We start from the raw sequence: 25,132 nt of genomic DNA, 5'->3' as shown, positions 1-25,132 counted from the left end.
CTGATCGAATGGGGACGACATGCCGAGCATCCGCACTGCCTTCTTGACCGTCGCCGTCGGTGCGCTCGTTGCCGGCTCAGCCGGCTGCGCGAGTCCGTCGAGTGACGCGTCGTCGTCGGAGACACCGACCGCCGAGGCATCCGATGGCCGTCTCGTCGTCGTCGAAGACGGACTCGGCGACGAGCTCGGCGAGCAGCTCGCGGCCGCTGCGACCGAGGCCTTCGCCGGCATCAGTGCGCCCGGTGCCGTGATCGGGGTGCGCACGCCCGAGGGCACGTGGGCCGCGACGATCGGCTTCGAGGACTGGGACGAGACCGTGCCGATGGCGGCCGACGTCAACCACCGCGTCGGCAGCGTCACCAAGACGTTCACCGTCACGGCGCTCATGCAGCTCGCCGAGCAGGGCGAGCTCTCGCTCGACGACCCGATCGAGAAGTACGTGCCGGGCATGCCGAACGGCGACGCGACGCTCTACGAACTCGGCGCCATGCGCAGCGGCATCCCCTCGTACACGTTCGACACCGAGTTCGAGCAGAAGCTGTTCAGCGACCCGGATTACGTCTGGACGCCCGAGGCCCTCGTCGACATCGTGCGCGGCGAAGAGCCGATGTTCGCGCCGGGCACGAAGACCTTCTACTCGAACACCAACACCGTGCTGCTCGGCATGGTCATCGAGCAGGTCACGGGCGAGCCGATCCAAGACGTGCTGCAGGAGCAGATCTTCGAACCGCTCGGCCTCGACGGCACGATCTTCCCGACGGATGCCTCGTTCCCCGAGCCGCACGCGCAGGGGTACACGCTGCAGGGCGTCGACGACGGCGTGCCTGTCGAGACCACCGACTGGAACCCGTCATGGGGGTGGACGGCGGGCTCCGTCATCTCCGACCTCGACGACCTGCTCACCTGGAGCGAGTCCCTGGCCACCGGCGACGGGATCCTCCCGCCCGATTGGCAGCAGCAGCGCATCGATTCGTTCGACTTCTCGCTGCCCGTGTACGTCGACGCGGAGACCGATGCGCCGCAGTCCCCGGCTCGCGCCTACGGCCTCGGCATGGGCCTCGCGCTCGGATGGTACGGCCACGACGGCACGATGCCCGGCTTCAACACCGTGCTGCAGCACCACCTCGAGTCGGGCACCACGCTCATCGTCATGGCCAACAGCGACATCAAGTCGGGGGAGTGCCCCGAGAGCGTCGGCACCGTTGAAGGAGGCCGCACCACGGGCGTGTGCTCCGACCCGGCCGTGTTCATCGGCAACGCGCTCGCCGAGGTGGTGGGGCACCCGATCGTCGAGGGGTGACGCGGTCGCCGCGGTGCGCCCGCCTTTCTCATCGAGGTGTTTCCGCGAGTCGGCGGCGTCTCGTCAGCCTCCGAAATCCGGTGGCGGCGGAGCCGTCGGAGTCTCGGGAATGCCGACCTTCAGAATCCGCTCGACCATTCGCACCGCGCGATCAGGCAGGAGATCGGCCGGGTAGTAGGACTCGTAGAGCGTCTCGGCGTCATCGAGCGTTGTGACGTCGCAGATTGCGAGGAGGTTCGCGATGTCGCGCTCGTCACGCCCGGGGCGGTTCGCTCGGAGTTTCATCACGAGCATCGCCTCGGCGGACGCCACTTGGATGACGACCGTGCCATCGTCGTGCAGCGTGTGCCATTCGGTCGCGGATCTTCCGTAGTCGGGGATGAAGCCTGACGCCTGCGCGTTGAGCCAGTCTTCGGGCTAACCGTTCACGGCGGCGATCGCCTTGCCCGCGGCGAGCACCCGTTCGGCGTCGCCGATCGGCCTGGCGTCGATGTCGACGGTCGACTCGCGATCGAAGTAGCGCAGCGCGAGTGCGGCGCCGCCGATGATGCGCACGCCGGTCGGACCGTCGGACTCGCGGAGCTTCGCGATCAGTTGCCGGATGCCGTCGATCAGGCCGTCGCGGTCGAATCGGGTGGTCACACGCTCACCAGCGCGTCCGCATCGATGAGCACGCCGCGTCGCAGGAACTCGGGCGGAACCCGGTGCAGCTCGGGTGCGAGCGTGTACGGGCCTTCACCGACCGCCCAACGTCGGCCCAGCGAACGTGCCGGGCTGTTCGCCCAGTCGGGAACCGGAAGGCCCTCGGCAACCAGGTGGTGCGCGACGAGTGCGGCGATCGCGGCATCCCATTGCTTGCTTCCCGTGGATTCGGGCTCCGAGATCGTGAGCGCGAATCGCACAGCTCCGTGCTCCGCGAGCAGATTGTCGCTGAGCTGGATGAATCGCCGCAAAGCACGGTCGTCACGACCGTCGAGCACTGCGAAACGGATGTCGGCGGCGACGGCCGCGGCGTCGTCGCGAACGCTCGGCACGGCGATGAGGCGGTGCCCGGTCGCCCGGAGCGCGCGCTCGACCGCGTCGTACGACGGGTTCTGGTGGCCCCGCTCGATCAGCGAGAGGTGCGACTGCGACAGCTCGGCACGGTGCCCGAGCGCACCTTGCGTCAAACGCCGGCTCTTGCGAGCCGTTCGGATCAGGCTTCCTGCGCTCATCGGTTCACCTCCAGATATTCGATCTATCTCATAATACGCCTGACTCTGCCCGAACCTCCATCGGTCCAGCCCTGCTCCTGAGGCCTTCTTCCCATCCGGATGTCACAACCACGCGACATCCGGTGTCTTCATGTCGACGGATCATCCGGGAACCGAACCCCGGGCCGTCGACACGCAGGAGGACATGATGACCACCACCCAGACCCGCATCCCGCCGACCGAGCTGACCGGCGTCTTCGGCACCGTCGTGAAGATCGCCGCCAAGCGCATGATCGGCCGGGTGCCCGACTCGATGGGCGTGCTCGCGCACCACCCCGCTCTGATGCGGGCGTCGATGGGCATCGGCCGCAAGATCGAGGCGCTCGACGAGCTCGACGAGAACCTCGCGAGCTACGCGGTGATGGCGACGGCGGCCTACATCGGCTGCAGCTGGTGCCTCGACTTCAACTACTACAAGACGCACAACGAGGGCCTCGACGAGGAGAAGGCGCGGCAGGTGCCGGTCTGGCGCGAGGCATCCGTGTTCACGCCGCTCGAGCGTCAGGTCATGGAGTACGCGGAGGCGATGAGCCAGACGCCGCCGAGCGTCACCGACGAGCTGTCGGCCTCGCTGCTCGACGCGCTCGGCCCAGCCGCGCTCATCGAGCTCAGTGCCAAGGTCGCGTTCATGAACATGAGCTCGCGCTTGAACATCTCGCTCGGCATCCACTCCGAGGGCTATGCGGATGCCTGTGAGATGCCGCCGCTCGCCACCCGGGCGGATGTCGCGGCATCCGTTGTAGGTTCGAAAGCATGACCGACGATCCGTTCGTCACCCACCGTGGCCTGCTCTTCACGGTCGCGTACGAGATGCTCGGCTCCGCGGCCGATGCGGAGGACGTGCTGCAGGAGTCCTGGCTGCGGTGGGACCAGGTCGACCGCAGCGAGGTGCGCGATGAGCGCGCGTACCTCGTGCGCATCGTGACCAGGCAGGCCCTCAATCACCTGCGCACGATGTCGCGACGGCGCGAGTCGTACGTGGGGGAGTGGCTGCCCGAGCCGCTGCTCACGAGTCCGGATGTCGCGGACGACGTCGAGCTGGCCGAGAGCGTGTCGATCGCGATGCTGACCGTGCTCGAGACGCTCGGCCCGACCGAGCGCGCGGTGTTCGTGCTGCGCGAGGTGTTCGACGTGCCGTACGACGAGATCGCGGCGGCCGTCGACAAGTCGCCGGCGGCCGTGCGGCAGATCGCCCATCGGGCGAAGGATCACGTCGCCGCCCGGCGCCCCCGCGTCACGGTCGATCGCGCCGAGCAGGAGGCGGTCGTCGCGAGATTCCTCACGGCGGTCAACTCGGGCGACCTGCAGGGCCTGATGGACGTGCTCGCCCCCGATGTCGTCTCCGTCGCCGACGGCGGCGGACTCGTGAAGGGTGCCGCGCTCCGGCCGATCCACGGCGCCGACAAGATCGCGCGCTACCTGCTCGGCGGTCTCGCGAAGCTCGGGCTGCCCTTCGAGGCGGTGCCGACGTGGGTCAACGGACATCCCGCGATCCGCGGCGAGGTCGACGGCGAGCTCGCCGGTGCGATCTGCTTCGAGGTCGAGGGCGGCCGCATCACGCGGATCTTCTCGATCGCGAACCCGAACAAGCTCGGGCGGCTGGACGCGGCGGCGGAGTTGGTGCGTTGAGGGCGGTTGCTGTCATCCGTGCGGCCTGACGCGCGCCGCCTGACGCGCGCCGCTGACGCGCGCCGCTGACGTGCGCCGCTGACGTGCGCTGCCTGACGCCCGTCTGGCTCATTCGTCTCGGGACGATCGGGTTCGCGATCGACGACCGGTCGGTATCGCGATCGCCGTATGCCAGTTCCCCCTCATCGATGAGGCGGAACTGGCATATGTCGACACATCACCGACGTGACGGTGCTCCGGGGACTCTTCACGAAGATCGTCGCGATCACGACACCCGAGTCGGTGCTGAAGGTGCGCTGCTATGGCGCAGCGCGCTTCGCCGAGAGATCCTGGCTGCTCGCGACCGCCTCGCGTGATCAGGCTTCAGGGGTCGAACGAGCTCCGGTGCGCCGCCTCGCCTCGATCTCGGGCTCGAGCAGGTGCCGTTTCGCAGCGCGGAGCGTGTGCGAGTACCCGACCAGCTCGTGGCCGACGACCTCGATGACGCAGGAGAGCGACACCAATCCGATCACGGTGACGAGGGCGGTGAGGTCGCCGCCGGGTTCCAAGTCGATGGGGGCCCCTGCGTCCACGACGGCAGCGATGACGACCGCGGCGACGAGCGGAATGAGATTACAGAGGAACAGCGGCACGTGCGTGAGATCCATCGACCGCATCAGCACGCTCCAGATCAGGAACACGAGCACGACCACGCAGGCCACGGGCACTGCGAGGGCGAGGGTGATCTGCAGCAGGCTGAGCTCCTCGTGCTCGACGCCCTCGGCGGCGACGTGCAGGCCGGCGCCGACGGCGGCGATGGCGCCGAACAGGGGAAGGTGCACATAGCGCCAACCCCAGGTGCGTTCCGGCCATCGCAGGAGGATGGTCCTCGACGGGACGAGATAGTACGCCCACCACAGTCCGGCGGCGATCACGAGTCCGGCCGCGACGATTGCCACCGCCGCCACCGACCAGCCCTGTTCTCCGACCAGTGCACCGACCGCCGCGACCGTACCTGCGATGACCTCGCCGAGGGTGATCAGCGTGAGCAGGCCGAACCGCTCGGCGATGTGACCGGCGTTCCATGGTGCGCGCCCGTATCGGCGCTCGATGACGAGCGGGGCGATGAGTTCGGCGGTGGCCAGCACGACGAGCGCAATGATGATCGCACCCGTCGGGATCCCCGGGATGATCGTGAGCAGCCAGCCGACCTGCGCGATCGCGATCACCGCCGCATAGGCGATTGACGTCCGGCGACGCGCGGGATCCGTGCGCGCCGCGCGCAACCACAGTGCGATCAGCGGCACCCGCATGACGATGTAGCCCGCCACGAGCAGCATGTTGTTCGGACTCGCTCCGTGCGCGGCATCCTCGAAGCTGATCGGCAGGCCGAAGATGAAGATGACGACCCCGACCATCTGCACGACGACGGCCACACGCACCAGCGCATCGTCGTTGTCGTAGGCCGACGAGAACCATGTGAAGTTGAGCCACGCCCATGACACCCCGAAGATCGCGAAGAGGTACGCGCCCATTCCCGACCAGGTCTCGCCGATGAAGAGCGCGTGGGCGAGCTCGTCGGCCGCGGCCGCGAACGCGATGACATACGTGAGGTCGTAGAGCAACTCGAGCGGCGTGACGGTGCGATGCGGGTCATCCGGGTTGCGGCCCGACATCGGTCGCAGCCGATGCCGGAGATCGAGCTTGAGGTGGTCGGAGAAGCTGAGCTTCGTCATGGAGGCAATGATGCGCCTGGGCGCAGTGCGAGTCGAGGGCAGTGTCCCTCACGGGCTCCGGCGGCTCGACGAGGCCGAGCGACTGGCGCGGTTGCGCCGCAGCCGGCGGCCGTCACGTCGGGCTGGATGCTCTGCGCTCTCTCTACCGCTTGGCGTAGTCGTTCATGCCCTGCCAGTCGATGACGACGCACGCCTCGTCTCCCACGGTCCATGCGTCGTGGCCCGGCGGGATGACCATGATGTCGCCGGCACCGAACTCGTTCTCATCGCCGTCGTCCATGACGACCTTCATGCGCCCGGAGAGTACGTAGCCCATGTGGGCGAACTGGCAGCTCTCGGTGTTCGCGATCGGCTTGACGTGCTTCGACCACTGCCAGCCGGGTTCGAAGGTGGCCCTGCCGACGGCACCGGCCTCGACGTCGACGAGCTCGAGCTTCCCCGAGCCATCCTCGAACGGGCGCGTCTCTTCGGGTTGGTTCAGGCTCTTGCGGATCATGGCGGACATGAGGGGCTCCTTCGCACCATTGTTGAGTTAACCTCACTATGGCAGTGGCCCCCACGGCCGTCAACGAATGCCAACTCGACGGTGAGCTCGCCGGTGCGGTCTGCTTCGAGGCCCGGGCGGCGCGGGCCACTATGCTCCGGACATGAGACTCACTCGCATCGGCGGTCCGACCGTGCTCGTCGAACTCGACGGATGGCGCCTGCTCGTCGACCCGACGTTCGATCCGGCCGGGCGCAAGTACGCCTTCGGGTGGGGCACCGCATCGACGAAGACCCTCGACCCGGCGATCTCGCTCGAGGAGCTGGGGCAGGTCGACGTCGCCCTCGTCAGCCATGACCAGCATGCCGACAATCTCGACGATGCCGGTCGTGCGATGCTGCCGTCCGTCGGCGCCGTGATCACGACGGCCAGTGGCGGCAAGCGGCTAGCGCCTGGCCTCGACCCCGCTCGGCTGCACGGGCTCAGGGCCGGCGAATCCGTGACGCTGCCGGGCGCCCGGCCCGGGATGCCCGCGCTCGTGATCACCGCGATGCCGGGAAGGCACGGGCCGGCGCTCACGACTGGGCTCGTCGGCGACGTCATCGGGTTCGCCGTTCGCCGTGAAGACGAGCAGCGCGTCGCGATCTGGATCACGGGCGACACCGTGATCTTCGGCGCGCTCCGGCGCGCGGTCGACGGGCTCGACATCGACGTGATGCTTGCCAACGTCGGCGGCGTGCGTTTCCCCGCGACCGGGCCGATCAGGTTCACCATGACCGGGCGCGAGGGCGTCGAACTCGTCGGCATCGCCGAGCCTCGGGTCGCCGCGTTCGCCCACTACGACGGCTGGTCGCATTTCGTCGACGGAGAAGACGGCCTGCGCGACGCGCTCGATGCGGCCGGGGCATCCGTTCACGACCGCGCCGTGTGGTTGACGGCAGGCGTGCCGATCGAGGTGTGACCTGTCAGGAATTGGCGCCTGAGTGTCCGAGCGTCGTCGTTCTAGTCACTGGACGTGCACGGTCGCCTTACCCCTCAACGCCAGCAGGGGAGCCTCGACGGCGAGGGCGGCTGGCTCCGTTAGTCGTCGACCGTGATGGCGTCTCGCAGTTCCTTCCCCGAGCGCACAAGCACGAGCCCATCGTCCTTGAGTTCTTCGGGCACCGAGTCAGTTTGTTCTTCCCTGACGATGCACAACGGCCCACCGACCGGCATGATCACCCAGCTACCAGCGACAGCGGCGTCAAAGATGACGTCCCATGCGAGATCACCCTCGATGTGATTGAACATCAGCCCGTCCAACGGCACATCTCGGGCCCCGTACACCGCCGCTGATCCGTCAGCAGTCATCACGTTCTCGCCGCCCGCGTCGAGCAAGGGTGCCAGGACCTGCTGCCCGACCGACTCGCTGCGATCCGCGGCGGCGTCCGAGAAGTCCTGAAGATAGACATCGAAGCTCATAGTGTCATCATCGCCGAAACCAGCTCGCCTCGGCAGCAGTCCTTCTCAGCCAAGCACTAGCCGTTCGCCCGATTGGAGAGACTGGGCTCACCGACTGATCCGCAGGTCCCCCCACTCGAATCACGACCGCGCCGTGTGGTTGACGGCAGGCGTGCCGGTCGAGGTGTAGCGACCGCCCCGAGGCAGTGCGGACGTCGCCCGCGTGAGCCTCGCGTCGTGTCCGTCGTGCGGCGCAACGCCCGCGGGCGGACTTCCTAGACTGGCCCCATGGTCGGGGCGGCGACAACGGCATCGGCAGTCGGCACGGCTGCGCGGTGGGTCGGCGCGGCCGTCGTCGCCTTCGCGTGCGCGAGCCTGATTGCCGGATGCTCCGCCCCAGGGCCTGCTCATGGCACCGGGTCGCACGAGGCATCCGCTCTGCCCGATCTCGGCACGTTCGCCGCGGTCGGCGACTCGATCACCGACGCCGACAGCCCCGATCTCGCCGGGGGCGACCTCGGCGACGCGTCCTGGACGAGGTACGTCGTGGACGACGGCTTCGCATTCGTCGGGGGCTGGGCGGAGTGGGGTGCGACGACGGCGATGATGGCCGACGCGGTCGGCCCGGTCGATGTGGACGTGCTGGTGGTGCTCGCCGGCACCAATGACGTCGCATTCAGCATCCCGTTCGAAGACTCTGCGGCGAACCTCGAGCGCATCGTCGAGGTCGTCGGCATCGAGGATGTTCTGGTCGTCTCGATCCCGCCGATGGACGCGTTGCCTGCGGGAGCGGAGGCGTACAACGAGCGCCTCCACGAGTTGGCGACAGATCAGGGATGGCGGTGGGTCGATGCATCCGCTGGCCTGCGCACTGCCGACGGACGGTTCGCCGATGGGATGAGTCTCGACGGGCTGCACCCGTCGGTGGAGGGCGCGCGTGTGCTGGGAGAGGCGATCGCGTCAGCGTTGCGTGAGGGGTGACCAAACCGAAGAACCGACGGATCGGCCCCGCCCGCCGGCGCCCTGTCAACCCTCTGTCTGCGGCGCTGCTTCCGACCTACCGTCGGGGTATCACCATCACGGTCAGGCGCCTTCACTGGCACCTGTGAAGGAGGAATGATGAGCACCAATTGGGACGCGTGGACGTACCGCCAATCAGCCGGGCGCACCGCGCAGAGCGCAGACATCGTCGGCTACGAAGTTCACGCCACGGATGGTCACATCGGCAAGGTCGATGAGGCGAGCGACGACGTCGGCCGGAGCCAGATCGTCGTCGACACCGGCCCGTGGATCTTCGGCCGCAAGGTCCTGCTGCCTGCGGGCACCATCGACCGAGTCGATGACACCGAGGAGCGGGTGTACGTGGACCTGACGAAGGACCAGATCAAGAACTCGCCCGAACTCAACGAGGGAACCAGCTGGGATGACGCCGGCTACCGAGATGAAGTCGGCGGCTACTACAGCGGGTTCTACACCTACTGAGCAAGACCCGACTGAGATCAACCCACTCGCCCGCCGTTCAGGAGTCCGCTCCTGGACGGCGGGTTTCGCGTCGACCTGCGCCCCTCATAGTCCGCTTGGTCACCTGCGGGAGCGCGAGCTGCGCCCACACCAGCCACGGCACCACGACCACGCGGCGTCCGAGAACGGATGCCACGCGCCGCACTGCCTTCGACTGGAGAAGCTGCTCGGCGCCAACGACGGCGACGGCTTCACGCGACATCCGCCCGACGGCCGGGCATGGAAGAACAATGCGGAGTCAGGCGAGGATTTTTGAGATCGCGCTCCACGCGATGAAGGGCATACCCACGACGAACAGCACGCCGGTGAAACGCATCCGGCGCGCGGAGAACTCCTTCGCGGCAAGTCGCGGCCCGTACAGCGGCCCGGCAACGATTTGGAAGAATCGCCCCAGCCGTCGCGGCGCGACGATTCCGAACACTCCCAGCGCAAGAAATCCCGAGAACATGACGATAGCGATCGTCAACTCGGCGAGGGTAGACACGACACCGATCCTGCCACGTACCGAGGACTCGGAAGGGCTGACGAATCGTCGGGGACGTCGGGTCGCGTTTCGGTCACATTCCGGCAACTCCTGGATAACGACTTGCGGTAGACGGTGACCGGAGTATCGGACACTGCCAGTATCCGATCATGGGTGTTCGAACAGCCCGCTCCCGGGCGATAATGAGCGCGACTCTCGTGGTGTGTGCTGGTCTTTCCCTGACGGGGTGCATGCCCGGTTTGGTGCTCGACGCCTGCCCGGCGATCGGCTATCTGTACAACGGTCCGGCCGTGGTTCAATTCGACCCCGCACCGCCGGAGTCGGCGGTGGTGACGGCATGCTTCGGTGCTGACTGCGAGCCCGCCGGAGTCGACCAGCTCCGCGGCGAGTGGGTCGTGCCGCAGGAGGCGCCGTACCTTGGGCCGGGCGTCTTCGGCGACGGTTCCGTGCAGACGTTGCGACTCGTCGTGGTCGATGGCACTCGCGCCCTGGTCGACGACGAGTTCGAGATCCCCGTTGCCGTTGAACGCACCGGGACATTCGGCCAGTGCACCGGGCCCTTCCGGTTCGAACCGGTAGAGGTTTCGCTCGAAAGGTGAGCTTCCACCTATTCGGTTGAGCGCGCTACCGCCGCATTTGAGAACCAGAACACCAAGGTAGACGCGAGCTGCACGTGCGCCTGTGCCTGAGCTGCCGTCGGCGGTTCACCCGAGTGGCGGTCACGCTGCGCGAACGCCAGCGATTCGAGCATCCCGATGAGTACACCCTTATGGTCAGGATGCCCGTCGTCGCGAGTTTGGAAATCCAACCCCCAACCCGACTGATCACGCAGCACCTGCACGATCTTGCCAAGCCTTGCCATCCCGTCCTTCGGCGTCACCACTGCTCCCGCAGCCGCCTCAACCGCGCGGACGGCATCCGTCATCGCCGCACTTGGATCAGGCTCGAAATTGAAAGCAGCCCGCCACGCCTTCGCAAGGTGCTGGCCGGCGTGCCCATGCGCGGAATCGATCGCGACCTGGGCCAATTGCTCAATACCCTCCGGAACCCGCCGGCTCAGTCGAAACTCACTGTCCCGCTGGACAATTTCGAGCGCGCTACCCGTGAGCGCAAGGTGCGTTCTCAGTGCTTCAACGTCGGGGGCTACTAGGTAGCCGTTCTGCCATTCGTGTGCGGTGTTCGCCAAGAACAGGTCAAGGAGTCGCAAGAACATCTTGTCGCCCTGTCGCTCGAACTCGGCCACGAACCGCTTCGGCGAGATGTCGTCGTCGTTCGTAAGTGTGCCAACCCTCAACGCGGACTGGACCGCATGAACGGTAGGTACGGGTACCCGATCATAAGGGCCGGTTACCTGTCGCTGCAGCCACGAACGAATCACGGGGCGAAGCTCAGGTGGAATGTCGCCGCGCACCACTGTCAGTTCAGCGATCTCGTCATCATCGGCATCCCACGGCACATGCGCACTCATTCGCCAATGGTCGCAGGTACTACTGACTCCCGCGCTCGGTGAACACCCTCGACACGAGGTCTACGCCGGCGGGTGGGTCAACGACATCCGAAAGATGACGGTCGCCTCGTCGGCCGTCGGGCCGCCTCAAGTTGTTAGCGGACTCAGCGACTGACCCGCAGATCCTTCCACCCGAACCCGCCGGCCTCGGGCAGACTCTCCCGAATCCGCTCCGCCGTGAACATGCGCCGCGGCCGCAGGTCGTCGGGCACGGATGCCGCGGGCGGCGCGACATCCGTCACGCCCTCGGCGAGCATGCGCACCTGGGCCTTCGCGACGAGCGGCACCTTCATGGTCCACTCGGTCACCTGCGCGAGCGCGAACTGCGCCCACACCGGCCACGGCACAACGACCACGCGGCGTCCGAGAACGGATGCCACGCGCCGCACGGCCTTCGACAGCAGGAGCTGCTCGGCGCCGACGACCGCGACGGTCTCACGCGGCATCCGCCCGTCGATCGCGGCGACGAGGATGTCGGTGAGGTCGTCGATCGGGATGGGCCGGATGGGCTTCTCGTGGAAGCCGACGGTCGCGCGTGCCGACCGGGTCTGTACGGCGTGGCTGAGATGGTCGTCGCAACCGTTGATCACGCAGACCTCTGAGAACCGCATGGCCACCTGCTGCGGATAGCATTCTCACGTGAAGATCCTGACCGCAGCCTCGCAACCGTGGTGGGACCTGTCGCTGAGTAACGTGCTCTCTGCGGCGCAATTGGTGTTCACGATCGCTGGGTTTTCGATTGCGATCTGGCAACTTGTTCGATCCGCCAACGCGAATGTCGCCTCTAAGGCACTTCTCGAGAAGGTGAGATTGCGACTGCTCGGGAATGACTTGCTATTGGGACTCCCCGAGCTTCACACGTTAGAGGATGATCTCGACGAGGCCGTCAAGAGCGGAGAGCCGAATGAAATTCAGAGAAAGCTGGTCGGGTACTCGCGAGCCGCAGCACGGATCTCCGGGATACTAAAGGCGGATGAATCTTCGGCCTCAGAACCGATCGTGCCCTTGCTAAACCAAGCGATGAGTTCCGCAACGAAGGCGAAAGCCGAAATCGCAGAGGGGACCTCTCGAACAATGGTTGAGGTAACGAGAGTGGCCATTGGAAAGATCTCGAAGGTCTCGCTGGAGGCAAGTTCTTTGATCGCACGACTTGAGAAGAGGGTGAGCGACTGATGATAGGGCTGAGTGAAGAAGACGTGCGGGTGGCGATCACCACTCTCCTTCGGCGAACTCAGTCGAGTCAGGCCTCATGGAAGCGCTGGCAGGGTTCCGAGGAATACTTGACGTCGACTGCGAAGTTCACGTTCTACATCAAGAGCCGTGATGACGACGATAATCCGCCATACGTCTTCGAGATCTGGCGGAAAATCTCGGAAGATTCGGAGAGCAATCCGGAATCAGTGAAGGTCGCCGAGGTCATGACGAAGCAGAGTGGCGAGTTGAACGGCGAATTGTCCACTCTCTACACCGCTGCCAAGATGAATGCGTTCGGGATAAGTGACCTGCGGAATGATCTCCTGGGCGATCTAGGGCAGTAGGACTTCATAAGGGCCGGTCGCTAAAAGAGCGGGGCGTGGCACCGACAACTCAATCAGTCAACTGGGCGACGGACACCAGGCGCCCGTAATCGTAGATGGTCGAACCGCCATCGATCGATCTATCGGGATCGGGCCGCTATTTAGCCCGGCCTGCTGGGGGCTCGAAGCAGACTACGGGTATATCACCGCTGCTGGCATCAACTCTATGACCTGTCGCCGCGTCCGTAGATCATGCCGGCCTTGAGGACCGTGTAGTCGAGGCCCGAGTCGCGGATCAGCTCTTCGGCCGCCCATTTCGACTCGTGGTACGGCGACCCGCAGTCGGGCCGCGCCCGCAGGAAGCTCAGCATGATGACCTTGCGCACCCCGGCGCGCTTGGCCGCCTCGATCACACTCGCGGTGCCCTCGATGTGCACCCGCTGGTAGGTCTGGTCGCCGATCTCGCGGTTGATGCCCGCGCAGTGCGCGACGACCTCGCACCTCTCGAACGCTCGGGCCAGCGCGTCGAAGTCACTGGTGTCGACGCCGGTGCGGCGAGAGATGACGACGGATGCCTCGGGCCCGAGCCGTTCGGCCAGGTGGCGTCCGACGAGTCCGGTGCCGCCGGTGATCGCTGTACGGGGGTGTTGGGTCATGACTGAGACCGTACAACGCGGTCGGCCCATCGTCCCCCGGTTTGGGGGACGTGTGCCGAGAGCGCCGGCCGCTAGGTTCTTCGTAACCGCGCCCTACCGCGAAAGGAACACTAGACATGGACTACCTCCTCGCCAAACCCGACGCCTACCCCAATGTCGAGGTTGCCGGCGAGGCCTGGAGGGAACGAGAAATCACGACGGCCGTCGGTCGAAATCCAAGACTCGACGAGGAGATTGAGGTCAGCGTTCCTGCGGTCCTGGTACCCGAACCAGACAATCCTCACGACCGAAACGCAATCTCTGTTCGAGTGGGCGGCCAGGTCGTCGGTTACATCGAGCGAGCTGATACCAAGAAGTACCTAAAAGATGTTCAACGTGTAACGGCTTCAGGCCACGCACCCGCCACCAATGCGCGGATCTGGATGGTTCGCCGCGACCATCGCGAAGACGGGACGCGATTCTACTCCCGCATTACCATCACGCTCCCCTGGGAGGGTGGCCTCAATCTTCCTCGCAACAATCCTCCGGCAACGGCATATACGTTGCTCCCGTGGGGTGCCGGACTCCAGGTGACGGGCGAAGAGGCGCATTTCGATCGAATCAAGCCGTATGTCACCGGCGAAGACGTTGATCTCATCCTGGTCACGCTCCATCGAACCCAGAAGTTGTTGAAGAGCGGTGAAGCACGAGACATCGTGGATGTACGGCTAGACGGGCAGCGGATCGGAGAGCTGACCCCAACAACCTCCCGCCACTTCCTTGCGACGATCGACCACACCAATGGGAGGGGTGCGGACGTTGCCGCATATGCGCGAATCAAGGGCTCCCAGCTCAGTGCCGAGGTCACTATCCAAGGCGCGAAGGCTACTGAGCTTGCTGACGAGTGGCTGAATGGCGCACTTGTGACGCTTCCTGCGCTGATCCCCGCTGCTGCCGCCTACGAAGTTCCTGCGGCATACGTCCCGCAGCCGAATGCACTTCGAGAGTCGCAGTCGGCACGACCCGTCGTAGCTTCAAAGGCGAGCTCGTCAAAGTCTGGATGTCTCGGGGTTGTCGCGATGCTCGCGGCTCTCGGGTCGGCTGGGCAAATCCTCATCAATTACCTTGCGTGATGACGATCTAGTTCCATCGATGGCGGGTTCGTATCGACGGGTGCTCAAAGGTGACGAGGTGGTTGTCACGACCGTCCATCATGCTGCCTTTGACATCGTGTGGTCGAATCGTGTATCTGCTCTTCGGCCACCACCTTCGACTCGTGGTGCAAGTATCCGAGGTCTCGGGGGGAGGGTGCACCCCGGCCCCCGAGACGATGCCGCTCGCGTATGCGTCGCTTCGTAGATCGACTTCTCATCGGGTCACCGACCGAACCTTTGCAGGTGATGCAGATGATGCAGGAGGAAGTCGTCTCTTGAACAACGATCACCTAGTGGCCGGTCTACCGGCGGTCGCTGGGTCTCGGCTTTGGCCGCTCGGACTCGATGAGTTCCTCGAAGTCCTCTTCGGGGTTCGATCTCGCTCTGAGATTCATCATTTCTTCGTCGTCTCCTCGCGGTCCTTAGACGTTTTCTCTTCACGACCCTTCGACTGCAGCTGACCCGAGCCAATTAGTGCTTCGAACACCTCCTCAACCTCCGATGGGGGGTTGGGTTGGGACGGTTCCTTCGGTGTCATCGTTTACTGCTCCCTCCGTGAACGCTGCGTTAAGAATGGCGACAACTAACGTGGTTGCGACCGCGGCGATAAGTAGCCTGAACGCCCATTTGGTGTACTTGCCTCTGCGCTGATTTGCCTCGTTGCGTAGACGAATCTCAGAGGCCTTCATCCTCAGCAGGTAGGTCTCGAGTGCCTCAGGGGATTCACACGTATCAAGCCATCGGTCGACGAGCGCCTGACCTGTGGGCTGCTTTATCGCTACAGGCCAGAGCGCTGACGCGGCGACGATGATGGTCGCAAGGGTGAGTCCAAGAGGTATCGTGCCAAGAAACCAAGTCTCTGCCCGAATCAAGCCTGAAGATGTCGCCGCAGCCACCACTCCTGCGGAAACTACCACGAACGATGCCTTCGTATCGATGGACCTTGAGCGCTCCCATGCGGAGCCACGCAAAGTGTCTAGCTCCGCACTAAGGAGTCGCGTTCGCGTCGTCGTGCCTCTTGCCGATTTAGCCCTTGTCACGCGCCGTGGTCCCCTTCGCCATTCGCTGAGCTTAGTGATAGCGCACGCTCAAGCGGCACCCCCACTTGGGGCACGTACGAAGAGCAGGAAGGCGGCATAGTTTGCTACGGGTGAGGCGGGGTTGAGCGTGGATATGTACTGCCGTCTGCGGGTAGCAGCATGATCGCTTTCCGCTTGGTCGATTGCGTGTACGACCCGGTAACGCTCCTAAGCCTGAGGCGCGTTGAGCCACTCGGTGGGCCCAGAAATCCCTTTGGATGTGGCGAGGTCCACAAGAGCGCTCAACTCGGAAGGCGGAACTCGAGCGTGGAGCTGGGGAACAATCTCTGCCAGTCGGTACCCGATCGCTGCTAGATCAGTCACCGGTGTGTGGGCAAGAAGGTGCGCGATGAACCGTAGAACAGCTGTCGATTGAGTCTTGAGGAGGCCGTCATTCTTTCCCAACTCCTGCAGATCAAATGCACGGACAAATCCCACCGGATGTTTGAGGATCATTTCAACTGCGGTTGGGAACTCCGCTTCTAGCTTCGCGACGACCGATCCCAACTCATTTGCCTCCTGCTGGCTTGGTGCCCCGCCAACGCCAACAAGGCGATCGTTGACGTATCGTCCGATCCACTCGCCCCAGGATTTGTCAACGTCCTCAGTCGTCGAGTAATCCAAGACTCGGGAGAGCGCCGCTGCGAACCTCTCTCGCTGATTTGTGCTTGCCGTGCCCAGGAATGTCGCCAGCACCAAAGGTCGCCGCTCGGAATCCCATGCCGCGATGTAGACGAGCAACTCGAAGTACTGCCGGCTCTGCCCGTCGCTGAGCGCGCCTACTACTCGCGGCAAGGCGCCGACCACAGCTTCAAAGAATCCCGCCGCGAGCATCGCGAGATTGAAGCGGGCCCCGTACAGATATCCATCCCAGGCTTGTTTGGCCGCCCGCTCGTCGACCGACCAATCAAACAGGGGGAACAGAACGGTGCGGGCGAACTCGTCGTCTGCGCCAAACAGAAAGTACAACTCGCTACCGAACGCCGGGACGACGGCGTCGCGAGCTGGACTAGCCGCGCTCAGCATCGTCTCGATTGAATTGCGCATGTCCACGGGAATGCCTTGCCATTGATCCCCTGCGACCGCCCATACGCGACTGATCATGTAGATCCAGAAGTCAGCCGCATGGCCAGGCCAGGAATTTAGTGCCAAGCTCACCCATTCCGCGTCCCGATCGTGAGAGAACTGCGTTGACTGGGCGGCCCAAAGCGAGTCCACGATCTGCGCCGCTCGATCGAGTAACTCAAATGGCATCTCGCTAGGTGCTCCGCTTTTCGCGCCAGCCCGCAAGAGTCGAGCGATATGTTCGGGCAGCGTTGAGGATTCGGTCGCTGTCGCAGCGCGCTCCAGCATCTGTGGCCACAATTCCCCAGGCGCGCTGCTTGACCAACCGGCTAGAACGGCTCCACGGACGGTATTCACAATTGGAGAAAACTCCTTGCCCGACACCTCGTCCCAGATGCGCAACCCGAGATCAGGCTCGTTTGAGCACAACGCGGCCAAGGCTTGCAGGGTGCCGTCCCAAGTCGGCCCATCAAGAAACACCTGGGCATAGTCAGCAGTCATCAGCTCCCGCAAAGTACGACTCAGGTCTGCCGTTAAGCGCGAGGCGAGTTCCCCCTGGTCATAGAGTGAAGATTCGGCGGCCACACCTGACCATGAGTAGTGAGTAAAGTCCTCATGATCGGTCACAGGAACGGTGGGATGCTGCTGGCCGATCTGCTCCAGCGCGACGTGAACTTCCTGCCAATTCGGCGCCTTGCCCGCCATGAATGCGATGAGGTTGAGCACGCGGTGAACTTGCAGGTCGTCCTGTTGGTTGTGGGCCAAAACGCGCTGAAGCAGGGCGGCGAGCGGTTCGCTGCTTGCTTCCGGCACCGCTTCGCCCAGGAGTCGGTAGACCTCATGGTGAACTGATACGTCGAAGATTAGGTCGTGGCGCATGACCCACTCGAGTTTCGCGTCAGGGTCGACTGGCGATTTAGCCATCCTGTGAAGTGCTAGCCGTCGAAACAACGCAAATTCGGAAGCGATCCAACGTTCAGACAGATGGTCGTCAGGCGAGCTCTCGCTTAGCGACCGAAGCGCATCGATCACGAGGTTGGTCGTCGAGGATCTATGTGAATCCTGCTCGTGATCTTCGATCGCGGATCGACCGAAGCTCAGGGGGTCAAAGGATAGGCCTTGGTTGTACGACTTGAGCAATTGGTACGCGGAGACCAGCGCGCTTTCGAACATCAATAGTGTCGATTCCTCGTCGATATCCTTCTGTTCTCTCAGCTTGAACCACGCAGCGGATGCCGCGTGGTAGTCGAGAGTCCATTCGAGTTCGGCGTCAGGTACCCGGTCATCGATACCCTCAGAATCACCCGCGAACTGGTAGCGCCGATGAAGGGCAAGGCGGGAGTCGAGCCCAATCCGGAGCAACATGATGAGGAGATCTGCGTCATCTGGCATCTGGAATGCTCCAATGAGCTGCTCGATGACGCGGGGCATGCCGCGCAATTGTGGTGCATGAGACAGCAGTACGGGAACCCACCGACGGAAGGCGGCTCTATCTAGCTTGGCTAGAGACACCGACTCGCGTGCGATCGTGGCCAGGAATGTCGAACTTACTTCCGTCGCGTTTCGTTGAAACACGCCAAGCGCGGCCGCTTGGGCGGATGGGTCGGCCACAAACGTGCGCGCAAACCAGCGGCCAAGCGACTCGGTCGCAACTCCATGCGCGCCTGGGCGGAAGTTCTCGAGAAAGATTGGCTGTGATTCGCACCAGTCCAACCAGTCAACGCCCTTGGCCAGAGAGTCGAACAACTCGCCACCGAGGGGGGTCGCGACAGTGTCTTCCAGATAGTCGCGTTCCACCGGTGTCTGCGGCGGCTTGCCTGAGAGTAAGTCTTGCATCCGCGACCGGTGGTCGAGCGCACCCATCTGAGCGCGCTCTGCCCACGCTTCCAACACGTCCGTTAGAGCTTGGAAATCGTTCGCCGTGGAAAAGCTGATGGGTCTAACGCCCAGTGCAGCCCACTCGGGATTCGACCCATTCTCCGTCAGAATGTATCGGTTTCCGCCGTCACCCAGGCCTCTAGCGAGATAGTTCACAATCAGGTCGTTGTGGCTATACCCAACGAACAGCACGGTGTATTCGCGGAACATCTGCTCAAGGAAACGCGATGCCCAACCGTCCGTTAGGTAGGCCCGCCCAAAGTCGCGATCCGTTAGAACGAACTCATTTGCACCTCGCAATATGGAACCGTGAAGGTGCACGATGCCTTCAAAGCTTCGACCCAGCGGCAATGCCGGCGCAAAGTAGGTGCTGTCGACAAGGATTCCCTGTTCCGCGGCAGCGGTCAGCAAATGGTTGTCGTAGTTTGTGGTCACAATGCGGATGGCTTTGCTGCTTGCGCCGAGGCGAAGAAGCGCCTGGTGATTCTCGTTTGGTGTTGAGCCCGGAGCACCAACGATCTCGCGTGTTCGAGATCGAACATCCAATCCGTCGAGGTCGAGGCGACCAAGGAATACATCTGGGCGTGACTCTGCCTCAGATGTGAAGGGCTGATTGAAGTGTGATGCGATCTGTGCCGCGAGCTCGCCGAACAACGGCAAGGAGGACGGCGCCTTCTTGGACACCCCGGCTCCAACAAACAACACAAGACGGCCCGACTGGTGTGCCTCAATCAACTCGGTAGGTATGTCGACATCACTTGTCAGATACACCCGGCCTCCATCCACGCCGCAACTTCAATGCAGAGCCTAGGACAGGGCGGGATCTAACGCTTGCGGGTTTGCATGGGAATACCCACGCCCCCTCCGCGTTGAACTTGAGCGTACCCCGCTCAACTTCCAGGAGGATTGGTGCCCGAAGACTTCAACCCCGAAGCCGGCGCGAGCTCGTTCGACGAGTTTCTCGCCCGCTATCTCGCGGGTGAGCAGGCGCGTCAGGCTCGGTCGATCGACCTCAGCCGGTTCCTGACCGCCCGTACTCAAGGCATCCTGCGTCAAGCAGGACGCTTCGCGCTCGAGCGCGGCCAGACCGAGCTCGACGCCCTGCACATCCTGCGCGTGATCGTCGAGGACGAGAGCGTCAAGCAGGCGATCGCCCGCATCGGCGTCGCCCCCGAGCGGCTCATCACCGCGACCGAGGCGCGCCTGCCCGCTGCCGGCGACACCGCCGACATCAACGCGGCCACGATCACTCCGAGCGCCTCCCGCGCACTGTTCCACAGCTACCAGGTGGCGCGCTCGGCCGGCTCGACCTACATCGACCCCGAGCACCTCTTCTTCGCGCTCGTGCTGGGGCAGGACGCCCCGGCCGGTCAGGTGCTCGCGCGCGCCGGCGTGACCGCCGAGGCCCTCACGCAGGGCATGCGCGAGACGGTCGAAGCCAGCATGCCGGGCGCCGATGACGCGGATGCCTCGGGCATGCCGGGCGCCGGGGCATCCGACACCCCCATGCTCGACAAGTTCGGCACCGACCTCACCGAGCTGGCCGCGAACGGCGAGCTCGACCCCGTGATCGGCCGTGCCGACGAGATCGAGCAGACCATCGAGATCCTCAGCCGCCGCACCAAGAACAACCCGGTGCTGATCGGCGAGGCCGGCGTCGGCAAGACGGCGATCGTCGAGGGCCTCGCCCGCGCGATCGTCGAGGAGTCGGTGCCCGAGGCACTGCTCGACAAGCGCGTCATCTCGCTCGACCTGCCCGGCATGCTCGCGGGCACCCGCTACCGCGGCGACTTCGAGGAGCGCCTCACCAAGACCATGGAGGAGATCGCCGCGCACAAGGGCGAACTCATCATCTTCATCGATGAGATCCACACCGTGGTCGGTGCGGGGGGCTCGGGCGACGGCGGCACCGACGCGGGCAACATCCTGAAGCCGCGCCTCGCGCGCGGTGAGCTGCACCTCGTGGGTGCGACCACGCTCAAGGAGTACCGCGCCATCGAGAAGGACCCTGCCCTCGAGCGCCGGTTCCAGCCGGTGCGCGTGGGGGAGCCCTCGATCGAAGACGCCGTGCTGATCCTGCACGGGCTGAAGCCCGCCTACGAGGAGCACCACGGCGTGCAGTACACGGATGCCGCGCTGCGCGCCTCCGTGGAGCTGAGCGCCCGCTACCTCACCGACCGCGTGCTGCCCGACAAGGCCATCGACCTCATCGACCAGGCAGGCGCGCGTCTGCGGCTGAAGCTCGGCATGAAGACGGATGTCTCCGCGCTCATCGCGCGGCTCGCCGACCTCGAGGCAGACAAGAACGCCGCTGTGGGCGCCGAGCACTACGAGGAGGCCTCGCGCATCCGCGACGAGATCTCGAAGGTGCAGGATCGGCTCGATGCGGCCACCGAGAAGGGGCGCGCCGCGGCATCCGCTGGGCTCCGCTCTGACGCGGCCGAGCGCTCGACCGTGATCGACGAAGCTGAGATCGCCGCGGTGATCTCGCGGGCCACCGGTATTCCGGTGAACCGCCTCACCGAGAGCGAGCGCGAGCGCCTCGGCGACCTCGAGGGCGAGCTGCACGCGCGCGTCATCGGCCAGGACGACGCGGTCACCGCGGTCGCCAAGGCCGTGCGGCGCAGCCGCACCGGCATGGGCGACGCCAAGCGCCCGGTCGGTTCGTTCCTGTTCCTCGGGCCGACGGGTGTCGGCAAGACCGAGCTGGCGCGTGCGCTGGCGTCGTCCCTCTTCGACGACGAGCATGCGATCGTGCGCTTCGACATGAGCGAGTTCGGCGAGCGGCACACGGTGTCGCGACTCGTCGGCGCCCCTCCCGGATACGTCGGCTACGACGAGGCCGGGCAGCTCACCGAGCGCGTGCGGCGCAACCCGTACTCGATCGTGCTGTTCGACGAGATCGAGAAGGCGCACCCCGACGTGTTCAACCTGCTGCTGCAGGTGCTCGACGACGGACGCCTGACCGACGGCCAGGGTCGCACGGTCGACTTCCGCAACACGGTGATCGTGATGACCTCGAACCTCGGTTCGGAGTTCCTCGCGTCGCGTTCGGGAGCGCTCGGCTTCGTGGCATCCGCTGATGGCTCTGGCTTCGCGTCGCAGGACGACGTGCGCCAGCGCGTCATGGGCAAGGTGCGCGAGGCCATGCGCCCCGAGTTCCTGAACCGCATCGACGAGATCGTGCTGTTCCAGAAGCTCGACGAACCGCAGCTCGCGCAGATCGTGCGCCTCATGCTCGGCGCCACCGCGTCGCGGCTCGCCGCGCGCGAGGTCGCCTTCGAGGTGACGGATGCCGCGGTGTCGCTGCTGGCCGAACGCGGCTACGAGCCCGAGTACGGTGCCCGGCCCCTGCGCCGCGTCATCCAGCGCGAGATCGACGACCGCATCAGCGACCTGTTCGTGAGCGGTGCGCTCGGCGACGGCGAGGGCGTGACGGTGGATGCCTCGGGCGGCGAGTTCGTCGTGGCATCCGTGCCCCGCGCGACCGTGACGGTGCCGCAGGCGGCGTAACCGCCTCGCGGCGTCGCACGTAACCGCGTGAAGCAGCGACCGTAACCAGTCGACAACGAACGCCCGGTCCCTTTGCGGGGTCGGGCGTTCGTCATCCCGCGGAAGACGGCAAGGTGGTCGCCGAGGGCGAGCCCTGACGCCTCCAGATTCGATATATCCGATCGACGGACCGGGTTCGGAGCCAAATCACCACCACGATGAGCACAGTAGACGGAGTAAAGAGCAGGGCAGCCCAGAAGAACTGAAGACCGAAGATGGGCGCCAGCGGGCTGGTCGAGAACTCGGGCAGGAGACCGAACACCGCGGTGGCAACCGCAAGAGTGACCATCACCCCAGCGAAAGCAGACACTGCGACGATCGTCAAAGTACCCCCTCCGGTGCGGAGCCCGGCCCGCCAGATCGCACGTTCGCGGGTGAAGTGTTCGACGAGCGATAGCAACATTGCGACGACTCCAATCAGGGCGGTGAGGATGACACCGCCTGCCACCACCCCGATCGGGACCGCGACGTCGAGTCCTGTGCGGGAGGCGAGAAAGAATGCAACGGCCACTAAGAGCACAAACAGAAAGAGGGCGAGACCGATTGCCAGCAGTCGCTCGCTCCAAGGCCGTCGGGCATCAGAGATCCGACTCAGCACGTTGCGGATTAGCACCACAAGTAGGCCAGCCATCACGAGTGCGCCGAGGACCTCGGCAACGCCCGTCGACTCCATCCAGAGGATCGCACCGTCGTTCCACGCTTTCACTTCGCGGGTTGCTGTCGTGTCGCCGCTTAGGACGGCGACGCCCGTCAGCACTGCGAGTGCGATCAACATCCTGACTGCATCTTTGACACCCGGTTGGTGAGAGATGCTGCGGAGTTGTTTCGTCATCGACCAGATCTGCCAACTGCAGAGCCCGAAGATCGCGAACCCCAGCACTGCTGTGGAGAGCTCGCCCACCGTCGTTGTCCAGGACGGGAACGTCTCGTTGCGGACGATGGCGTATCTGCCGATGAACCATGCGGCGAAGCCGAGTACCGGTCCGACTACCGCAGCAGCACCCAATGTCGGAGCGGCAACGGCGCCGACACGTCGAAGCCATTTCGGAACGAACCAGACCACCCCATGCCGCCAGAGGACGAGTGCATTGACGGTTCGGCCGAACTGCCACCGTCGACGCAGCGACCCGACCGACGTTGCTCCCTCAACGGCTTTTCGCTGACGATCGAGCGCCTCTGCGAGAACCGCCTCCGAAGATGACTCGAGCCCGGCAATCGATGCCGCTGTGACGGGCATGCCCGTCAGATGAAGCGCCGCTCGAAGATTCCCAAGTGCATCAAACCCGGCATCTGGTGGTTTTCGCGTCGGAAGCAGCGCAGCGATGGTCGCTTCCACGTCGGTCGTCAGTTCGCCGCGGCGGAAGTCCCAGGCCGCAAGTTCCCGTTCCGCGAGATCCCGGAACGCATCGTCCCAATTCGGCGAACGTTGGGAGGAAGCTCCCACTGCGGCGACCAAGGCGATGAAGATGAGCAGGACGACGGCGATCGCCGCGCCGATCCAGTCACTGTCCATGTTGCCCCTCACGCTGGTGTTGCGGTCATGATCTCGTCCGCCGCTGACATCGGCGACGAGGGTGCCGATGAACGTCGGCCACATCACCTCCGCCTCTACTACGCGATTCGGCGCTGTCGCGCCTGCTCGACCGACGAACGCCCGGCCCTTATCGAGAGGGCCGTCGTCTTCGGCTGCCGCGGCAGTTCGGGGGCGACCCTGATGCGCAACCGCGCCGGCCGATGCATGCTTGACGAATGAGCGGTGCCCTGCCCGAAGCCGACGACGACACCGGCGTCAGCGACGCGGTCGCGCCCGACCGACCGACGTTCGAGCTGAGGGCGCGCATCGTCGAGACGGTCGTGCTCGTGGCATCCGTTATCGTGCTTCGCGTGCTGGGCGTGCTGCTGCTGGTGGTCTCATCAGACGGGCCGGGTGCGACCGGCGCGCTGGTTCTTCCACTCGTCGCCATGGTCTTCGACCTGAACTTGCTGGTGTGGGGAGCGCTCACCGTCGCTGTGCAGTTCGGACTGCGGTCGATGCGCCGGCCGGGGCGATGGGCGATGATCGTGCTCGCCGCGCCGGTCGCGGTCTTGGTAGCCGCCACCGTGCGCAGCCTGCCCGGTCTCTCGAGCTTCGGCTTCGGCGCGGTACTCGGCAACGGCATCGCCTGGCTCGACGCCGGAATCCTCACCGTCGTCGTCGCGCTCGGCGTCGCGTTCACCGCGGCGTACCTCAGCCGGGAACGGCGCCGGACCGCGAGGATCGCAGGCGGGCTGCTCGCCATGGGCGGACTGCTCACACTCGTGCTCGCCTGGCAGACCTTCGAAACGTACTTCTCGCTGTGGGGTTCGCCGGTGGTGGTCACGCAGGCGCAAGAGGATCGGTACCTCGTCACGGCTACGCTCACCCTCGTCGCCTACGTCGGCGCCATCGTGTTCGCGGCGGTCAGCCGTCGGCGTGGCCTCATCATCACCTCGTGCATCGTCGGATGCCTCGGCCTGCTCATCACGGTCGCCGCTGCGGTTCCGGCCGACCGTTTCTTCTCCGAGCAGGCGCCTCCGGCCGACGCTCCTCGCGGCCCGACCTGCATGGGCGAGGGTGATCCGAACTGCATCGGCGGATGACCACGAATGCCCGGCCCTCGTGGGCGGGCGTCACTCCTGCATCGCTCAGCCGCCCTCGCCCGCCGCGGAGTCCTCGTCGGTGATGACACCGGTCGGTGCGCTCTCGCGCACCGTGTGGTGGGAGCCGAGGGTCACGGCGAGCTCGCGGCCGGCGTCGATCGCCTCATCGCGGCTCGCGAAGCTCTGCGACAACTCGGGCGACCCCTCGACGGCGTTCTCCCATTGCCCGCGGTTCGAGCGGGTCTCCACATCTCCGTCAGCCATATTCAGCTTCCTCCCCTTGGTGCGCCAGGCCCGCTC

General features: G+C 65.0%; 26 protein-coding genes. 12 read left to right on the top strand and 14 right to left on the bottom strand.

Features of this window, described 5'->3' with window-relative positions:
- Window positions 1-19: 19 nt before the first annotated feature.
- Window positions 20-1,300 carry a serine hydrolase domain-containing protein gene (locus ASD23_RS00870; protein ID WP_056005045.1) on the top strand — a complete coding sequence of 427 codons (1,281 nt, stop codon included), beginning with the start codon at window positions 20-22 and terminating at the stop codon, window positions 1,298-1,300.
- 63 nt (window positions 1,301-1,363) lie between these two features.
- On the opposite strand, the gene ASD23_RS00865 is transcribed toward ASD23_RS00870, so the two are convergent.
- From ASD23_RS00865 to ASD23_RS00855, 3 genes are all read right to left on the bottom strand, one after another.
- Window positions 1,364-1,588, bottom strand: a complete 225-nt coding sequence (locus tag ASD23_RS00865; protein WP_442854314.1) for a hypothetical protein — start codon at window positions 1,586-1,588, stop codon at window positions 1,364-1,366.
- 129 nt (window positions 1,589-1,717) lie between these two features.
- Window positions 1,718-1,942 (bottom strand): hypothetical protein, encoded by a 225-nt coding sequence (locus ASD23_RS00860; protein WP_056005041.1) that lies wholly within the window; start codon window positions 1,940-1,942, stop codon window positions 1,718-1,720.
- Entirely contained in the window at window positions 1,939-2,514 is a 576-nt protein-coding gene (locus ASD23_RS00855; protein WP_082571074.1) for a helix-turn-helix domain-containing protein, read from the bottom strand. The genes ASD23_RS00860 and ASD23_RS00855 overlap by 4 nt, the downstream gene beginning before the upstream one ends.
- A 187-nt stretch (window positions 2,515-2,701) precedes the next feature.
- Here ASD23_RS00855 and ASD23_RS00850 point away from each other — a divergent pair, with 187 nt between their 5' ends.
- Complete coding sequence (locus ASD23_RS00850) at window positions 2,702-3,310, top strand: carboxymuconolactone decarboxylase family protein (protein ID WP_056007503.1); 609 nt, start codon at window positions 2,702-2,704, stop codon at window positions 3,308-3,310.
- Window positions 3,307-4,182: an RNA polymerase sigma-70 factor gene (locus tag ASD23_RS00845; RefSeq protein WP_056005037.1), complete on the top strand. Its 876-nt coding sequence runs from the start codon at window positions 3,307-3,309 to the stop codon at window positions 4,180-4,182. Before ASD23_RS00850 ends, ASD23_RS00845 begins: the two co-directional genes overlap by 4 nt.
- A gap of 356 nt (window positions 4,183-4,538) precedes the next feature.
- On the opposite strand, the gene ASD23_RS00840 is transcribed toward ASD23_RS00845, so the two are convergent.
- Window positions 4,539-5,897 (bottom strand): low temperature requirement protein A, encoded by a 1,359-nt coding sequence (locus tag ASD23_RS00840; RefSeq protein ID WP_056005035.1) that lies wholly within the window; start codon window positions 5,895-5,897, stop codon window positions 4,539-4,541.
- A 142-nt stretch (window positions 5,898-6,039) separates the two neighbouring features.
- Window positions 6,040-6,402: a cupin domain-containing protein gene (locus ASD23_RS00835; RefSeq protein WP_056005033.1), complete on the bottom strand. Its 363-nt coding sequence runs from the start codon at window positions 6,400-6,402 to the stop codon at window positions 6,040-6,042.
- Window positions 6,403-6,544: 142 nt separating this feature from the next.
- Here ASD23_RS00835 and ASD23_RS00830 point away from each other — a divergent pair, with 142 nt between their 5' ends.
- A complete protein-coding gene (locus tag ASD23_RS00830; protein WP_056005031.1) occupies window positions 6,545-7,342 on the top strand; it encodes an MBL fold metallo-hydrolase in 798 nt (265 codons plus the stop codon).
- 119 nt (window positions 7,343-7,461) lie between these two features.
- Here ASD23_RS00830 and ASD23_RS00825 read toward each other — a convergent pair whose 3' ends face one another.
- The gene (locus ASD23_RS00825; protein WP_056005029.1) at window positions 7,462-7,842 is read right to left on the bottom strand and encodes a hypothetical protein; all 381 of its coding nucleotides are present in this window, start codon (window positions 7,840-7,842) and stop codon (window positions 7,462-7,464) included.
- 267 nt (window positions 7,843-8,109) lie between these two features.
- On the opposite strand from ASD23_RS00825, the gene ASD23_RS00820 reads away from it, so the two are divergent.
- Together ASD23_RS00820 and ASD23_RS00815 are read left to right on the top strand one after the other, a co-directional pair.
- Window positions 8,110-8,802: an SGNH/GDSL hydrolase family protein gene (locus tag ASD23_RS00820; RefSeq protein WP_056005027.1), complete on the top strand. Its 693-nt coding sequence runs from the start codon at window positions 8,110-8,112 to the stop codon at window positions 8,800-8,802.
- A 138-nt stretch (window positions 8,803-8,940) separates the two neighbouring features.
- Window positions 8,941-9,303 carry a PRC-barrel domain-containing protein gene (locus ASD23_RS00815; protein ID WP_056007500.1) on the top strand — a complete coding sequence of 121 codons (363 nt, stop codon included), beginning with the start codon at window positions 8,941-8,943 and terminating at the stop codon, window positions 9,301-9,303.
- Window positions 9,304-9,580: 277 nt separating this feature from the next.
- Here ASD23_RS00815 and ASD23_RS00810 read toward each other — a convergent pair whose 3' ends face one another.
- On the bottom strand, window positions 9,581-9,826 hold the full coding sequence (locus ASD23_RS00810) for a hypothetical protein (RefSeq protein WP_056005025.1): 246 nt from the start codon (window positions 9,824-9,826) through the stop codon (window positions 9,581-9,583).
- A gap of 230 nt (window positions 9,827-10,056) precedes the next feature.
- Between ASD23_RS00810 and ASD23_RS00805 the strand changes: the two genes are divergently transcribed.
- Entirely contained in the window at window positions 10,057-10,425 is a 369-nt protein-coding gene (locus ASD23_RS00805) for a hypothetical protein (RefSeq protein ID WP_235507588.1), read from the top strand.
- 8 nt (window positions 10,426-10,433) lie between these two features.
- Here the strand turns inward: ASD23_RS00805 and ASD23_RS00800 are convergent, their stop codons facing one another.
- Together ASD23_RS00800 and ASD23_RS00795 are read right to left on the bottom strand one after the other, a co-directional pair.
- Window positions 10,434-11,294, bottom strand: a complete 861-nt coding sequence (locus ASD23_RS00800; protein ID WP_157376966.1) for a hypothetical protein — start codon at window positions 11,292-11,294, stop codon at window positions 10,434-10,436.
- Window positions 11,295-11,437: 143 nt separating this feature from the next.
- The gene (locus tag ASD23_RS00795; RefSeq protein ID WP_056005020.1) at window positions 11,438-11,944 is read right to left on the bottom strand and encodes a hypothetical protein; all 507 of its coding nucleotides are present in this window, start codon (window positions 11,942-11,944) and stop codon (window positions 11,438-11,440) included.
- A gap of 28 nt (window positions 11,945-11,972) precedes the next feature.
- Here ASD23_RS00795 and ASD23_RS18730 point away from each other — a divergent pair, with 28 nt between their 5' ends.
- Window positions 11,973-12,506, top strand: a complete 534-nt coding sequence (locus ASD23_RS18730) for a hypothetical protein (RefSeq protein WP_157376965.1) — start codon at window positions 11,973-11,975, stop codon at window positions 12,504-12,506.
- 29 nt (window positions 12,507-12,535) lie between these two features.
- Complete coding sequence (locus tag ASD23_RS00790; protein ID WP_157376964.1) at window positions 12,536-12,871, top strand: hypothetical protein; 336 nt, start codon at window positions 12,536-12,538, stop codon at window positions 12,869-12,871.
- Between the two features lie 203 nt (window positions 12,872-13,074).
- On the opposite strand, the gene ASD23_RS00785 is transcribed toward ASD23_RS00790, so the two are convergent.
- Window positions 13,075-13,506, bottom strand: coding sequence for an SDR family oxidoreductase (locus tag ASD23_RS00785; RefSeq protein WP_082571073.1), 432 nt, complete (start codon window positions 13,504-13,506; stop codon window positions 13,075-13,077).
- Between the two features lie 116 nt (window positions 13,507-13,622).
- Here ASD23_RS00785 and ASD23_RS18725 point away from each other — a divergent pair, with 116 nt between their 5' ends.
- Window positions 13,623-14,618 carry an HIRAN domain-containing protein gene (locus tag ASD23_RS18725; protein WP_157376963.1) on the top strand — a complete coding sequence of 332 codons (996 nt, stop codon included), beginning with the start codon at window positions 13,623-13,625 and terminating at the stop codon, window positions 14,616-14,618.
- Window positions 14,619-15,130: 512 nt separating this feature from the next.
- On the opposite strand, the gene ASD23_RS18720 is transcribed toward ASD23_RS18725, so the two are convergent.
- Together ASD23_RS18720 and ASD23_RS00780 are read right to left on the bottom strand one after the other, a co-directional pair.
- The gene (locus ASD23_RS18720) at window positions 15,131-15,556 is read right to left on the bottom strand and encodes a hypothetical protein (RefSeq protein WP_157376962.1); all 426 of its coding nucleotides are present in this window, start codon (window positions 15,554-15,556) and stop codon (window positions 15,131-15,133) included.
- Between the two features lie 330 nt (window positions 15,557-15,886).
- Window positions 15,887-19,345, bottom strand: a complete 3,459-nt coding sequence (locus tag ASD23_RS00780; protein WP_162248711.1) for an SIR2 family protein — start codon at window positions 19,343-19,345, stop codon at window positions 15,887-15,889.
- Window positions 19,346-19,570: 225 nt separating this feature from the next.
- Between ASD23_RS00780 and ASD23_RS00775 the strand changes: the two genes are divergently transcribed.
- A complete protein-coding gene (locus ASD23_RS00775; protein WP_056005015.1) occupies window positions 19,571-22,174 on the top strand; it encodes an ATP-dependent Clp protease ATP-binding subunit in 2,604 nt (867 codons plus the stop codon).
- Window positions 22,175-22,265: 91 nt separating this feature from the next.
- On the opposite strand, the gene ASD23_RS18715 is transcribed toward ASD23_RS00775, so the two are convergent.
- Entirely contained in the window at window positions 22,266-23,810 is a 1,545-nt protein-coding gene (locus ASD23_RS18715) for a hypothetical protein (protein ID WP_157376961.1), read from the bottom strand.
- Window positions 23,811-23,962: 152 nt separating this feature from the next.
- Between ASD23_RS18715 and ASD23_RS00760 the strand changes: the two genes are divergently transcribed.
- A complete protein-coding gene (locus tag ASD23_RS00760) occupies window positions 23,963-24,832 on the top strand; it encodes a hypothetical protein (protein WP_056005010.1) in 870 nt (289 codons plus the stop codon).
- Window positions 24,833-24,877: 45 nt separating this feature from the next.
- On the opposite strand, the gene ASD23_RS00755 is transcribed toward ASD23_RS00760, so the two are convergent.
- Window positions 24,878-25,096: a DUF2188 domain-containing protein gene (locus ASD23_RS00755; RefSeq protein ID WP_056005008.1), complete on the bottom strand. Its 219-nt coding sequence runs from the start codon at window positions 25,094-25,096 to the stop codon at window positions 24,878-24,880.
- Between the last annotated feature and the right edge of the window lie 36 nt (window positions 25,097-25,132).

Source organism: Agromyces sp. Root1464, assembly GCF_001427265.1.
Lineage (GTDB): Bacteria > Actinomycetota > Actinomycetes > Actinomycetales > Microbacteriaceae > Agromyces > Agromyces fucosus.
The sequence above is the reverse complement of the archived record's forward strand: the minus strand, read 5'-3'. Positions and strand labels throughout refer to the sequence as shown.